The following is a 13,869-nucleotide window of genomic DNA, read 5'->3' on the forward strand; positions in this document are numbered from 1 at the left end:
CTGGCGGGTATGGGCACCGAGAAGCAGGACAGACTGGCCGCGGTCGGGCCGCGTCTGCGGCGGCTGCGCCACCGCCACGGCCTGACGCTGGCCGACCTCACCGAGCGCACCGGCATCAACGAGAGCACGCTCTCCCGCCTCGAAGGGGGCACACGCAGGCCGACCCTGGAGATACTGCTGCCGCTCGCCGAGATCTACGCCGTGCCCCTGGACGAGCTGGTCGGCGCGCCCCGCACCGGGGACCCGCGCATCCACCTCAAGCCGGTCACGCGCGACGGCATGACCTTCGTACCGCTCAGCCGTCCCGGTGGCGTCCAGGCCCACAAGCTCCTCATCCCGCCCCGGCCCGAGACCGAACCCCGGCTCAGGACCCACGAGGGCTTCGAGTGGGTCTACGTCCTCGCCGGTCGGCTCCGCCTGCTGTTGGGCGAGCGGACCGTGATCCTCAAGCCCGGCGAGGCCGCCGAGTTCGACACCCACGTGCCGCACTGGCTCGGCCCCGACGACGAGCGGACCGTGGAGCTCCTCGTCCTGTTCGGCCGCCAGGGGGAGCGGGCCCACCTCCGGGCCCGCGCCACGTGACGTCCCCCGCCGTGCGGTTCGTTGCGCACGCGCCGAATCCGGGGCCGGACCGGGACGACGCGGCCGGACCCGCATCCGGGTCCGGCCGCCCCGCTCAGGTCCCCAGCAGGGCGTGGATCTCCATGGCCAGGGCCCGCTCCCTGCACTCGGCGGGCCCCTGCATGACCGCGCCGCCCTCCTCCTCGGGCCGCGGTTCCCCGACACCGTCGCGGCCGAGCAGCGCCGCCCAGGCCGCGTCCGCCACCTGCTCCTCCCCTCCGCCCCGGCACCACGCCGACAGGGCGCGCCCGAGCATCGTGGGCGTCCCGTAGGCGACGAGTCCGAGCCGTTCCGCCTCGTGCAGCGCGCGCAGGACGCGGTCGGTGGCGTCGGTGTCCGCCCCGACGAAGGGCTGGTGCCACTGCACGGTGTCCACGAGCCACCGCTGCGCCCCGTGCGGCTCCCAGCCCAGGACCCGCCTGTACTGCGGGTTCTCCGACACCGCGCCCAGGCTCATGCCCTCGGGGGCGTCCCCCAGGGCCAGGGCGAGGGCCCGCCTGACGCCCGCCGCGCGCTTCTTCGGCAGCGGCTCCTCGGGCGAGGGCCACCAGAGCGCCGTGTCGGGTATCTGCGTCCAGGCCCCCAGCAGCGCCGCGATCCGTGACTCGGGCGGCAGTCCCGCCCAGGTGGAGGCCTGCGCGGACAGTCCGACCTCCCCGCCGCGCGCGCTGAGCAGCCCGGTGATGCCGCCCGCCTCGACCCAGACGCGGATGACGTCCGGGTGGGTGCCGGCGGCCGTCAGCTCCTCGCGCAGCGCCGGGTGGTCCTGGACGCCGTCGGTACCCAGGACCAGCGGCCACACGCTGAGGGCGGCCACCAGGTGGTCGTCGGCGTCCAGCAGCGCGACCAGTGCCTCCTGGGACCGGGCCGCCACCGCCCGCTCACCGGCCGCCGCGCCGCGTTCGGGTCCCCGGTCGGACTCCCGGTCGGACACCGGCCCCACCAGGACCGGCGGTTCCGGTGAGAAGGGGGCCGGGTAGCGCGCCCTGAGCACGAGGGCGACCTCGCGCGGAACCATCACCCCGTGGTCGCCGACGGGGACCATCAGACCGCGTTCGGTCAGCCAGTCCACATGCCGGTGCCCCGGCGCGGGAGCGCGCACGACCATGCTGTGCAGGGCGTGGAAGTGCGCGAAGCGCGCCGTCCCGGCGGGCGCTTCTTCGAGCAGGAGCCCCACCCGCGTCTCGTCGGTGAGCAGGGCCGCGATGTCGGCGGTCAGGACGTGCCGGTCCGCGGGGTCGTCCAGGCCCAGGGCCTTGGCCATGCGGTGCAGGTCGGCCGCGTCGAGCCCCTCCGCGACGGTGCGCAGGTCCGGCGGGGTGCGCTCGGACCCGAACTGGGCGGCGAAGTCGTCGGCCAGGTGGAAGCCCTCACGGCCGTCCGGCCACAGGATCGCCAGGTCGACCAACCGGTCGAGTTCGGCTTCGGCCCGCTGCCGCGCCCGCCCCGGAGACCGCGCCCCGACCCGTTCCAGGACCGCGTCCAGCGAGACCGGCCCCAGCTCGGCCGTCCCCGCACCCGAGTCCAGGGTCGGCGGCGGCCGTCTGAGCCCGTTCTGGTCCTCGGCGACGGTGGCGATCGCGTAGAGCAGCTGCTGCTGTGCCAGGTTGAGCTGCTCGACCACGGTCGGCCGGTAGGCCAGGATGGCGATCCGCTCCAGGACGGCGCTCCAGCAGTGCAGGTCGATGGCGGAGTCGGGCAGGGTGGCGACGAGACGCGCGACCCGCTCCGTCGACATGCTCCGCAGGTGGGCGTCCAGCGCTTCCACACGGTCCATGGCACCACCCTAGGGCCGTCACCCCGCGTGCACAGCCGATCGCCCGATCCTCCGCCCCGTCATCGGGGTGGCCGGTCGTCCCGTCACGGCGCGTCACGGGTCAGCGGAACCCGCGCGGCGGGCTGCCCGGGCGGCGCGGACGGCCCCCGCCAGGGCCCCGGGGACAGGGCCAGGCCCACCAGGGTGACCAGCACGGACGCCACGACGTACCAGGCCACGGCCTGGGCGCTGCCGAACCACTGGAACAGCATGACCGCCACGATGGGCGCCAGCGCGCCGCTGGGGACCCCCGCCACCTGGTAGCCCAGCCCGGTGCCGCTGTAGCGGACCCGGGGGGCGAACAGCTCGGCGATGAACGCGGCCTGCGGTCCGTACATGGCGGCCTCGAAGACGATCCCGCCCACCACGGCCGCGGTGATGATCCAGAACACGCCGGTGTCCAGCAGCGGGAAGAAGGCGAACACCCACACGCCGGAGCCGATGGCACCGAACGCGTACACCCGGCGTCTGCCCCACCGGTCGGAGATCCGGCCGTAGAGCACCAGCAGCGGCAGCTGCACCGCCGAGGCGATCACGACCACCGTCAGGCCCACGCTCCGTTCCATGCCGAGCTGCGACTCCAGGTACGTGAGCAGGTAGAAGGTGAAGACGTAGAACACCACGTCGCTGCCGATGCGGGCCAGGAAGGCCGATCCGAGCGCCCGGGGGTGGGTGCGCAGGACCTCCAGCAGGGGCGTGCGGGACGGCTCGCCCATCGCTTCGAACTCCGGTGACTCGGTCAGCCCGCGCCGGATCCACAGGCCCATCAGGGCCAGCCCGCCCGAGAGCAGGAACGGAACCCGCCAGCCCCACTCCAGGAAGGCCTCGTTGGGCAGCAGGACGGCGGCCAGCGCCAGCAGGCCGGTGGAGAGGATGTTGCCGACGGGGACGCCGACCTGCACCCAGCTGGAGGTGACCCCCCGGCGCTCCCGCGTGCCGTGTTCCATCGCCATGAGGACGGCGCCGCCCCACTGTCCGCCCAGGCTCAGCCCTTGGATCACGCGCAGCAGGACCAGGAGGACGGGTGCGACCACGCCGATGCTCGCGTACCCCGGCAGCAGTCCCACGAGGAAGGTGGAGGTACCCATGACCAGGAAGGTCGCGGCCAGGACGTCCCTGCGGCCGATCCGGTCGCCGAAGTGTCCGAACAGCATGGCGCCGACCGGCCGGGAGGCGAAGCCGACGCCGAAGGTGGCCAGCGACAGCAGCAGCCCGGTGGCCGGGTCGGCGTCGGGGAAGAACAGCTGGCGGAAGACGAGCACGGCGGCGGTGCCGTAGAGGAAGTAGTCGTACCACTCCAGGGAGGTGCCGATCGAGCTGACGATGATCGCGCGGCGGGGACCGCTGAACCATCGGCCCAGCCGGCCGGCCCGGAGGGTTCCGGTGTCGGTGCTCATGAGTGTCCTCCGGTTCAGCGGTACTCGGCCAGGCGGGGGGCGGTGCCGACGACGGCCACGACGGCGATGGACAGCATCGAGACGGGGATGAGGAATCCCAGGCCCCCGAGGGCGGCGTCGCCGGCGGCGACCGACGCGGTGAACACGGCCGCGGCCTCCTCGGACTCGGCCGGGTCGTCCCGGTACGGCTCGAGCGAGCCGACGGCCACGCTCGTGCCCGTGCGGGCGTCCGTGCTGTCGGCGGTCTCGACGGTGTCCTCGGTGCGGATGGTGGCCTGCGTCGCCACCGGGATCAGGCCGTCGAACGTCATCCGCTCCAGGACGTCGGTCTGTGTGGCCATGACGGTGACCCCGGTGTAGGTGTAGATGGCGGTGACCGCGGTGGCCACGAGCAGTGCGGGGCTGAAGGTGCGGCGGAAGCGGCGGGCCAGGAACACCTGGAGCACGATCAGTGCGGCCAGGGCCGCGGCGCTGCCGACGGCGACGGCGGCGCGCGCGGTGACGACGGTGTCCCGGGCGTCCTTGGTGCGGTGGAAGGCGGTGCGGGTGGCGTCGAGGCTGACGTCCTCGGCCAGCGGCAGGACCTCCTCGCGCAGGTGGCGCGCGGCCTCGGCGCGGGCCGCGACCACCTGGCCGGGGACCTCGCCCGCCGGGTAGGTGGCGTCCTCGGACAGGGCCAGGGCCCGACCGGCCAGTTCGCGGTAGCGGCCGTAGGCCTGTGCGAGGTCGATCGCCCGCGCGGTGGCTCCGTGCGCGTCCTCCGGCGTGGGCGCGGGCGTGGGCGCGTCCGCCGGGTCCTCGGCCGCCGCTTCGCCCTCGATCGCCGCCGCGGCCGGGTCGGTGGCCGCGGCCGTGGGTTGCGTCCGGCCCTCGACGTCGAGGGCGAGGTCGTGGGCGACCAGTACGAGGTCGGCGGCGGCTCGGCCGCTGTCCTGGTAGGCCTCCAGCTCGGCGGAGCGCTCGTCGGCGTGCTCCGGGTCGTCGCCCAGGAGCACCAGCGCCGCCAGGTGTGCGTCGGTCTCGGCGAGTGTGCGGGGCAGGTCGGCGGTCGCGATGATCCGGGGGCCGGTGTCCTGGCCGGTGTCGTCGATCGCGGTCTGGGCGGCCCGGGTGCCCGCGGCGAGCGCGCCGAAGGCCAGGACGAGCGCCGCGACGGTCACCGAGACCAGCAGCCGCAAGCGGGCGACCGTGGAGGGCCCGCGGTGGCGGGGGCGGCGTCCGGGGGTGAGGAGCAGGGTCGGTGCGGGCTGCTCGAGCAGGTCGTCCGGAGGGGTCCCGGCCGCGCCGCTCGCTGCGGCGGGTCCGGTCGGGCCGGCCTCGGCCGCGGCGGGCCCGCCCGTGCTCGCCGACCCTGCCGGAGCGGTGTGCGCCGTCTCTGCGCCGGACGGGGCCGCGCTTCCCGCGCGGGTCTCCCCTGACGCCGGGACGCGCTCGGCCCCGGACCGGCCGGAGCGGGGGACGGCCGTCCCGGGAGCGGCACGGGCGCGCCCGTCGGCGCCGGGGGCGGCGCCGGGCGGCGCACCGGGGCGCGCACCACCGGTGTGCGCGGAGGTGGGCGTGTCCCCGATGGGTGCGGCCTCCCCGGATCCCGGAACGGATCCACCGCCCGGGCCCATGGGGGGCGTGGAGCGGTGGGCCGCCGGGGCCCGGACGCCGGGGACGCGCAGGCCGCATTCCTCGCAGTACTCGGTGTCCTCGGTGGGGTGCCCGTCGGGGCAGATCGCCGCCATGGGGCCTACTCCCCTCTCCTGGGCGTCATCTCCCGCGTCGTTCGGTCCGTGCCGACGTCGAGGTTGAGCGTGTCGGCGCGGCTCATCCGCGAGCGCAGCCGGACCGTTCCCGTCACCGGGTCCTGGTCGACGACGCGCTCCAGGGCGGTGACCAGGTCGTCGCGTCCGGACTCCACGGCGAGTTCGCGTGCGCGGCCCAGCTTGGCCGTGGCCTCCCGGGTCTGTCCCGTCTCCAGGGCGGCCAGGCCCTCGCGGATGAGCCCGTTCTGCTCCAGTTGGCCGGTGTAGTGCGCGACCTTGGGGTCCACCGCCGTGGCCAGTGCCAGGTCGTCGGTCCACTGGGCGAGGACCCGGCCGCGGGCCAGCTCCTGCCGCTCACCCGAGGCGAGCATGACCTGCGCCACGCGGATCTCCGCTCCGGGTCGGCGGGGCGGGACCCGGAACCACAGCTGGTAGTCCCTGCTCTCCGAGCCCCACGACCCGAGCGGGTACTCGTGGACGGGCCCGCCGCCGTCCCGCGCGGTCAGCTCGCGCTCGGTCGGGTAGACCTGCACGACCTTGCGGACACTGACCTGGCCGGGTGCCTTGACCAGCAGGGACAGGTCGGCCATGCCCCGGTCCTGGGTCTGTTCGGCCTGCTGGCGAAAGAAGCCGGGCAGGTCGTCGAGGTCCTCCACGAAGTGGCGGGTGCCCGAGAGCGCGGTGGTGATCCGGCGTAGCTGCTCCGGGCTCCAGTCCTCGCCGATGCCCACGCAGTCGCAGGTGAACATCCCGGCGCACCTGCGCAGGACGGCGTCGGTGAGGTTGCCCTGTCCGTCGGTGAGGATCGTGGTGTGCCGCACGTCGCCGGGCCCGACGGTCCGGAGCAGGGCGGCGGCCAGTTCCAGCCAGGGCACCAGGTTGGTGCCGCCGTCGGCCCCCAGGGCCAGGATCGCCCCGCGTGCGGCGTCCCGGCTGGTCGGGGTGGCCTCGGCCAGGGTCCCGGGTGTGAGCGGATAGATCTGCTCGGCGCGGCCGTTGCCCGCGATCACGGCGAACCGGCTGCCGTCGCGCAGGGCGTCGACGGCGGCCACGGCGGCCTCGCGGGCGCGCGCGATCTTGTCGCCGCTCATGGAGTAGGAGCGGTCGATGACGATGACCTGCGCCGGGGAGGAGGCGGCGGGTGCCGGTGCGTCGACGGTGATGGTGGCGATGGCGTGCACGTCCTGGGCGCCTTCGGGGAGACAGGGGTTCTGGTGGACCTCCAGACGGCTGACGGGTGTGGGCGGCGGGGTGGGCATACGTCTCCTCGGGGGTGGTCAGACGGGGGAGGCCCTCAGGTCAGGCTGCGCGGGCGGACCGTGTTGGCCCGGTCGACGAGCAGCCGGCGCCCGGGACCGCGCGGTTGGGCGCGGGCCAGGTCCCGGTAGCGGCGGTCCAGGTCGGTGCGCAGCGCGTGCGGGGTGGCGGGTGTGCCGAGCAGGTCGGCCTCCGGTAGGGAGCCGCCTTCCGCGAGGCAGGTGAGGGCCGCTTCCAGCAGGTCGGCGGCGAGGGCACGGCCGACGGGTCCGCCCTGGTCGGGCAGGGCGCCGAGGCGGTGGGCGGCGGCCGTGACGGCCGCCCCGGCCGGTGCGGCGCCGGAGCGGGGTCCACGGCCCTCTCGCCCGGTGTCGGGGGTGCCGGTGCCGCGCAGCGCGTGGGCGACCAGGGCGAGCTGGGCGGCGGTGTGGAAGGCGGAGGAGGCCGGTACCTGGTCCAGGACCTCGACCCTGTCGCGGCGTGTGCGCGCGTAGCCGAAGGCGGCGCCGGTCCAGGCGTGGTCGGTGCTCCAGACGGTGCGGTACCACCGGGCGGCCTCCTCGGTCCGGCCCGCGCACTCCAGGGCGACGGCCAGGGCGAGCTTGGGCGCGGCCTCGCCCGGCAGGTGCGAGACCAGGTCGTCGAAGAGCGCGGCCGCCCGGTCGGCGTCGCCGCGTGCCAGGCGGCCCGCGGCGGAGTACCAGTCCACGCGCCAGTCGCCCGGCAGGCGGACGCCGGCCTCGGCCAGGGCGGTGGCGGCGTCGGGGTGGGCGGACTGGGCGAGGATCCGGCAGCGCGCGAGGAGTCCTTCGGGCGAGGGCGGGAGCGCGTCCAGCAGGGCGAGCATCTGCTCGGAGGTGGGCATGACCAGGCCGGTCAGGGCCGCGGCCGCCGGGTCGGTCGGGTCGGCGGCGGGCAGGGGCAGGCACGCCGCGGCGAGTCCGGGGTCGAGGGGGTCGAACAGGCGGGTGGCGGAGGCGGCGAGTTCGGACCCGACGACGGTGCGCTCGGGGCCGAAGAGCGTGGAGGGCGCGGGGTAGGGGATGCCGTCCTGGAACGCGCGGATCTCGCGGAGTACGCCGGTGAGCTGGTCGGCCATCTCCGCAGCACTGGCGAAGCGCTTGGCCGGGTCGGTGGCGGTGGCGCGGAGGAGGAGTCGGTGGAGGGCCTCGTACTCGGGGGCGTCGGTTCCGGGCAGGGGGTTGTCGACCAGTGCGCCGTTCTCGCGGCGGGTGAGCGGGAAGGGGAAGCACAGGACCGCCAGGGTGCGTCCGACGGTGTACAGGTCGGTGCGGACGGTCGCGGTCTCGGCGAACTCCGGCGCGGAGTAGCCGCGGGTGCCGTACTTGGGGCTGGCGCTGTCGTTCATGAGCCGGACGCCGCCGAGGTCGATGAGTTTGAGCCGGTGCTCGACCTGGACCACGTTGGCGGGCTTGAGGTCGCAGAACAGCATGCCCTGGGAGTGCAGGTGGTCCAGGGCGCGCAGGATCTCCAGGGTGTAGGGGATGGCCTGGCGCGGGGGCAGTCCCTCCCCCGTGCTCTCCAGGTGCTCGCGGAGCATCTTCTGGAGCGAGCCGCCGCCGATGTACTCCATCACCAGGTACCGGTGCATGGCCCCGGTGGTGGTGTCCATGTGCTGGACGAAGTTGATGATCTTGACGATGTTGGGGTGGTCGACCGAGATGAGGAAGCGGCGCTCGGCCTCGGCGGCCTCCTGGGCGTACTCGTCGGAGGAGTCCAGCAGGCCCTTGAGGACCACCCACTGGCCGTCGAGGTTCTGGTCGGCCGCCAGGTAGATCCAGCCCATGCCGCCGTAGGCGATGGCGCCCTCGATCCGGTACTGCCCGGCGACGAGATCGCCCGGACGCAGGGTCGGCACGAACGAGTAGGGGTTGCCGTCGTCGGGGCAGAAACCGCTCTGGCGCCCCGGCCGCCCGTTCTTGGAGCGGCCGACCGGCGCGTGGCAGGTGCCGCAGAAGCGTCGCTCCTCGGGCACCTCGGGGTGGCGCATGACGACGTCGGCGGGGTCCTGGTACGGGATGGGCGGGAGTTCGCTCAGGCCCTCGCCCAGGACGCCGACGGAGGAGCGGCCCCGGCCCCCGGTCGACCCGGTGCCGGTGGAGGCGGGGCCCGAGCCGTGGGCGGAGCTGGGCCGGGACACGGGGTCGCCCGGGAGGGCCGACGCGGGGCCGGGGGCGGCCGTCGGGCCCGCCCGCGGCGGCACGGGCGTCGCGGGTGGTGCGGAGGCGGAGCCGGGAGGGGCGGGGGTGCCCCCGCGCCGGAGTCCGCACTCCTCGCAGAAGCCCTCGCCGTCGACCCTTCCGGCGCACGTGGGATCCGCGCAGGCGGCCCCTGGTCCGCTCTCGTCCATCGTTCACCCGTGCTCGTGGTCGGTGTCCTGGTGGTCGGGAGGACCGCGGCGAGCGCGGCGACCCGAGCCGCTCTTCCGTGCTACGGAACCGCTTCCCCCCTCGTTTTCGGATACTCCTCACGGATGTGGCCGTATCCGGCCACACATGTCCCATGTGTCACAGGCACGCCTCCAAGCACACGGGACCAAGGGCGTTCGGCGATCCGGAGCGCTCCACCGACCCCTCAGGCGGCCATGGGCGCCGCCGACGTCATCTCGTCCGGAGCGGTCCCGGGGGCGGGCCGGGGCTCAGACGCCCTCGGAGGCGAACGGGCCGTCGGCCCCGAAGGCCAACGCGGCGAAGCGCTCACCGACGAGCCGGTGCGTGGCGGCGTCCGGGTGGAGCCGGTCGGGCAGCGGCAACTCGTCGTGGTCGGCCTCCCCGTAGAGGTGGCGACCGTCGAGGTAGTGCAGGTGCGCGTCCTGTCCCGCCCGCTGCCGCACGAGGCGGGCGAGCTCCTCCCGGATGACGGTGAGGGTCAGCTTCCCGGCCGCCCGTTCCGCGGGGTCGCCCGTGGCCTGGAACCGCACTCCTCCACCGCGCAGTGCCTCGGTGTCGAAGGCGCACGGCCCCGGGGTGTCCTCATGGATGGGGCACAGCAGCGGTGAGACCACCAGGAGCGGCGTGTCGGGATGGCCCTCCCGGATGGTGTCGAGAAAGCCGTGGACCGCCGGGGTGAAGGCGCGCAGCCGCATCAGGTCGGCGTTGACGATGTTGATGCCGATCTTGACGCTGATCAGGTCCGCGGCGGTGTCACGCATCGTCCGGGCGGTGAACGGGTCGAGCAGGGCGCTGCCGCCCAGGCCGAGGTTGACCAGTTCCGTGCCCGCCCGGGAGGCGGCCAGCGCGGGCCAGGTGCTCGTGGGGCTCGCGGCGTCGGATCCGTGGCTGATCGAGCTGCCGTGGTGCAGCCACGTCCTGCGGCCCCGGTCCGGAGCGGGTTCGACGGGTGCGTCGGCGCGCAGGGCGACCAGTTCGGTGGTCTCGTTGTGCGGCAGCCAGATCTCGACGTCCTTGACGCCCTCGGGCAGGCCGGCGAAACGGGCGGTGCCGACGGGCCCGGGCCGCAGCTCCGCGGCTCCGGTGGCCATGTCGATCACCAGGGTGTTGCCGCCGACCACCCGGGTCTGATCCGCCAGGCGGCCGTCGACGACCAGGTCGTAGACACCGTCCGGGCGGGGCGGGGCGCCCGCGTAGACGCGCTTGGTCGGCAGCGTGTCCAGTTCGAGGGCGGTGGCCCGCGTGCGCAGGGCCAGCCGTACCCCCGAGGGCTGGGACTCGGCCATGGCCAGTTGCCCGTCGGTGCTCTGGGCGCGGGCCCAGGCGGGCAGGCGGTGCGGGAGCACGCCGTGTTCGGTGCGCTCCAGGTCCAGGGCGCCCCGCAGGAGGTCTTCGGTGATGGGCGTGGTGGTCCAGTGCTGTGCCGTGTTCATGGTTTCCGACTGTGGGTGTGCTGTACGTTCGGCGGGCCGGGGGCGGCTCTCACGGCGCGGGGCCACGAGGGGCCCGTTCAGGGAGCGGGCCAGTTCCGGAGCAGGGTGTCGAGCGCGTCCATCGCCCGCGACCAGCTCTCCTGCGAGTCGGGGGCACTGTGGCTGAAAGCGCCCCGCATCTCCAGGCTGGCGTAGCCGTGGAAGACGCTGCCCAGCAGCCGGACGGCGTGGGTCTGTTCCTCTTCGGCGAGGTCGTAGCCGCGCAGGATCGACCGTGTCATCCGGGTGTGCCTGGGCCCGGCGCTCGCGGCCGCCGTCTGCGGGTCGAGTCGGAGCTGGGACGCGGCGAAGCGGCCGGGGTGCTCGTGGGCGTAGTCGCGGTAGACGTCGGCCAGCGCGGTGAGGGCGTCCTTGCCGGAGCGCCCGGCGACGGCGTCGGCACCTCGGTCGGCGAGTTCCTCCAGGGCGAGCAGGGCGATCCTGGTCCTGAGGTCCTGGGAGTTCTTCACGTGCGAGTACAAGCTCGCGACCTTGACATCGAACCGTCTGGCCAGCGCGGAGACGGTCACCTGGTCGAATCCGACCTCGTCGGCGAGCTCCGCTCCCGCCCGGGCCAGGCGTTCCGCGCTCAGTCCGGCGCGTGCCATGGTCCAGCCCTCCTTCTCCCTCGACCCCGCAGGGAAATACCTAATACCTTTAGGCACATTACCGCACAATATAGGGAGTTGCGGTCAAGACGAAGGCACGGTGGTGAGAGGGGGGCACACGGAGCGAGTGCGGGGGCGGACGCGAGGCGGGCGCCGAGCGCGACCGGCACCCCGACGAACGGGGCCGATCGCGTCGGCGGGGTGGGCCGGACCTAGCCGAACAGCTCGAAGAGCAGGATCATCAGGCCGATCCCGATCAACGCGACGAGGATGACGTAGCAGCCGACCGCACCCGTGCCCCCCGGATCGCGCGTGGGACCGCGGTGGATGTCGTTCGCGCCCTTGCCCCGCTCCGGGCGGCGGCGCGGCTTCTTCTTGGGCATCCCCACTCCCTTCTCCCTGCGCGGAGCCTAACCCCGCGCCCGCCGCACGGCCAGGGCCGCCCACGGCCGTGTCCGACAGCGGTGGTCGAAGCGCGGAGCGGTCGGCGCGAGGTCAGGAGTCGCGGCCCGAGCCCCAGGGGGTGGTGGGCTGGAGCACCGCCTCGGACAGGGCGGCGGTGCGCAGGTGGGTGATCTTCTGGTACTCGGGATCGGCGATCATGCGGCCGAACACCTCGCGGCTGGGGTAGCGCACGACCAGGACCGCGTCCCAGTCCTGGCCGTCCTCGGCGACCAGGGGCGCCAGGCCGTCGCCGGCGTAGAGCAGTTCCGCCCCGTACTTCTTCAGGAAGCGGCCCGCCTTGCGCGAGTACTCCTCGTAGGACGGACGCCCGCCCGGGGCGAAGCGCAGCAGGTTGAGCATGACGACGGGTCCTTCGGGCCCGTCGGCCAGCAGGTCCTTCAGGGCGCTTCCTGAGGGGTCGACAGCCATCGGTGGCTCCTTGTGTCGTGGTCGGCCGGTGCGGGGCGTCGGGCGCACGCGGGATCGCGGTGCGCGCCCGCGCCGCGGAGGGCCAGGATTTCATACCGGCCAGTCGGTATCTACCCTCCGGCTCCCCCGGCCCGACGACCTCCCTCTCCCCGGTCCCCGCCGACTCCGTGTGGTGTACTGGCTCGCGACCGGGCGTGAACGAGGGACGGGAACAGAACATGCTGCTGGGTGCCGGCGCGGAACCCGGACTCGCGGTGCGGGTCGGCGACGAGGAACTCGACCGCGAGGCCCTGTGGTCGGCGGCCGCCGCCGTGGCCGGGCGGATCGCGGGGGCCGACGCCGTGGCCGTGCACGGTGAGGCCTCGCTGCGCACGGTCGTCGCGGTCGTCGGCGGCCTGCTGGCCGGAGTGCCCGTGGTGCCGGTCCCGGCCGACTCCGGGTGCGCCGAGCGCCGCCACATCGTGCGCGACTCGGGCGCCGCCCTCTGGCTGGGGCGGCCCCAGGAGGGCGTCGACCTGCCCGTACTCCCCGTCGACCCCTCCGAGCGCTCCTGCCGCTCCCTCCCCGAACCCGCACCCGAGACCACCGCGCTCATCATGTACACCTCCGGGACCACGGGACCGCCCAAGGGGGTCGTCCTGTCCCGGCGGGCCGTGGCCGCCGACCTGGACGCGCTCGCCGACGCCTGGTCCTGGACCGGCGACGACGTCCTGGTCCACGGCCTGCCGCTGTTCCACGTGCACGGCCTGGTCCTGGGCCTGCTCGGCGCCCTGCGCGTGGGCAGTCCGCTGCTGCACACGGTCCGGCCCGCCCCGGCCGCCTACGCCGCCGCCGCACGCGCGATCGAGGGCCTCGACCGCCGCGGACGGCACCGCTCGGGACTGTTCTTCGGCGTGCCGACCGTGTGGTCGCGGATCGTCCGCGACGGTTCCGCCGCCCGCGACCTGGCCGGCGCACGGCTCCTGGTCTCGGGCAGCGCCGCGCTCCCCGATCCCGTGGCCGAGGGCCTGCGGGCCGCCACCGGGCACGCTCCGGTCGAGCGCTACGGCATGACGGAGTCACTGATCACCCTCGCCGCGCGCGCCGACGCGCCACGCCGCACGGGCTGGGTGGGCACGGCGCTGGCGGGGGTGGAGTCGCGGCTGCGCGGCGAGCACGGGGAGCCGGTGGCCTCGGACGGCGAGAGCATCGGCGAGCTCCAGGTGCGCGGCGCGACCCTCTTCGACGGGTACCTGGGCCTTCCGCAGGCCACGGCGGCGGCCTGGACCGGTGACGGCTGGTTCCGCACCGGCGACGCGGCGGTGCGGGACGAGCGGGGCTGGCACCGCGTCGTGGGGCGCATGTCGGTCGACATGATCAAGTCCGGCGGCTACCGGATCGGCGCGGGCGAGGTCGAGGCGGTACTGCTCGGCCACCCCGCCGTGCACGAGGCGGCCGTGGTGGGCGAGCCCGACGACGACCTGGGCCAGCGCATCGTCGCCTACCTGGTCGGCGACGGCATCGACCCGGCCGCGGTGGTCGACTTCGTGGCCGCCCGGCTGTCGGTGCACAAGCGCCCGCGGGAGGTCCGGCTGGTCGGCTCCCTGCCGCGCAACGCCATGGGCAAGGTCCAGAAGAAGCTCCTGGACGGCACCCGCCGCTGACCGAGGGACAGCGGTACCAC

Annotated in this window: 11 protein-coding genes; 2 read left to right on the forward strand and 9 right to left on the reverse strand. The window is 74.7% G+C overall.

All coding sequences use genetic code 11. The annotated features are described in order from the left end of the window. Positions 1 to 9: 9 nt before the first annotated feature. Positions 10 to 582, forward strand: a complete 573-nt coding sequence (locus M1P99_RS27000; protein ID WP_304455401.1) for a helix-turn-helix domain-containing protein — start codon at positions 10 to 12, stop codon at positions 580 to 582. A gap of 94 nt (positions 583 to 676) precedes the next feature. Here M1P99_RS27000 and M1P99_RS27005 read toward each other — a convergent pair whose 3' ends face one another. From M1P99_RS27005 to M1P99_RS27045, 9 genes are all read right to left on the reverse strand, one after another. Beyond that, entirely contained in the window at positions 677 to 2,398 is a 1,722-nt protein-coding gene (locus M1P99_RS27005) for a hypothetical protein (RefSeq protein ID WP_304455402.1), read from the reverse strand. 83 nt (positions 2,399 to 2,481) lie between these two features. Further along, on the reverse strand, positions 2,482 to 3,834 hold the full coding sequence (locus tag M1P99_RS27010; RefSeq protein ID WP_304455403.1) for an MFS transporter: 1,353 nt from the start codon (positions 3,832 to 3,834) through the stop codon (positions 2,482 to 2,484). Positions 3,835 to 3,848: 14 nt separating this feature from the next. Continuing rightward, complete coding sequence (locus M1P99_RS27015) at positions 3,849 to 5,564, reverse strand: hypothetical protein (RefSeq protein ID WP_304455404.1); 1,716 nt, start codon at positions 5,562 to 5,564, stop codon at positions 3,849 to 3,851. A gap of 5 nt (positions 5,565 to 5,569) precedes the next feature. Continuing rightward, positions 5,570 to 6,844, reverse strand: coding sequence for a VWA domain-containing protein (locus tag M1P99_RS27020; protein WP_304455405.1), 1,275 nt, complete (start codon positions 6,842 to 6,844; stop codon positions 5,570 to 5,572). 35 nt (positions 6,845 to 6,879) lie between these two features. Beyond that, the gene (locus M1P99_RS27025) at positions 6,880 to 9,003 is read right to left on the reverse strand and encodes a serine/threonine-protein kinase (protein WP_304455406.1); all 2,124 of its coding nucleotides are present in this window, start codon (positions 9,001 to 9,003) and stop codon (positions 6,880 to 6,882) included. Positions 9,004 to 9,501: 498 nt separating this feature from the next. Next, the gene (locus tag M1P99_RS27030; protein WP_304455407.1) at positions 9,502 to 10,686 is read right to left on the reverse strand and encodes a GDSL-type esterase/lipase family protein; all 1,185 of its coding nucleotides are present in this window, start codon (positions 10,684 to 10,686) and stop codon (positions 9,502 to 9,504) included. Between the two features lie 77 nt (positions 10,687 to 10,763). Beyond that, positions 10,764 to 11,333, reverse strand: a complete 570-nt coding sequence (locus M1P99_RS27035) for a TetR/AcrR family transcriptional regulator (RefSeq protein ID WP_304455408.1) — start codon at positions 11,331 to 11,333, stop codon at positions 10,764 to 10,766. 212 nt (positions 11,334 to 11,545) lie between these two features. Then, complete coding sequence (locus M1P99_RS27040) at positions 11,546 to 11,716, reverse strand: hypothetical protein (RefSeq protein ID WP_304455409.1); 171 nt, start codon at positions 11,714 to 11,716, stop codon at positions 11,546 to 11,548. A 112-nt stretch (positions 11,717 to 11,828) separates the two neighbouring features. Beyond that, positions 11,829 to 12,206 (reverse strand): DUF1330 domain-containing protein, encoded by a 378-nt coding sequence (locus tag M1P99_RS27045; protein ID WP_304455410.1) that lies wholly within the window; start codon positions 12,204 to 12,206, stop codon positions 11,829 to 11,831. A gap of 218 nt (positions 12,207 to 12,424) precedes the next feature. Between M1P99_RS27045 and M1P99_RS27050 the strand changes: the two genes are divergently transcribed. Beyond that, on the forward strand, positions 12,425 to 13,849 hold the full coding sequence (locus M1P99_RS27050; protein ID WP_304455411.1) for an AMP-binding protein: 1,425 nt from the start codon (positions 12,425 to 12,427) through the stop codon (positions 13,847 to 13,849). The last annotated feature ends 20 nt before the right edge of the window (positions 13,850 to 13,869 follow it).

The sequence above is a fragment of the Nocardiopsis sp. YSL2 genome (assembly GCF_030555055.1).
In the GTDB taxonomy this organism is placed as follows: Bacteria; Actinomycetota; Actinomycetes; order Streptosporangiales; family Streptosporangiaceae; genus Nocardiopsis.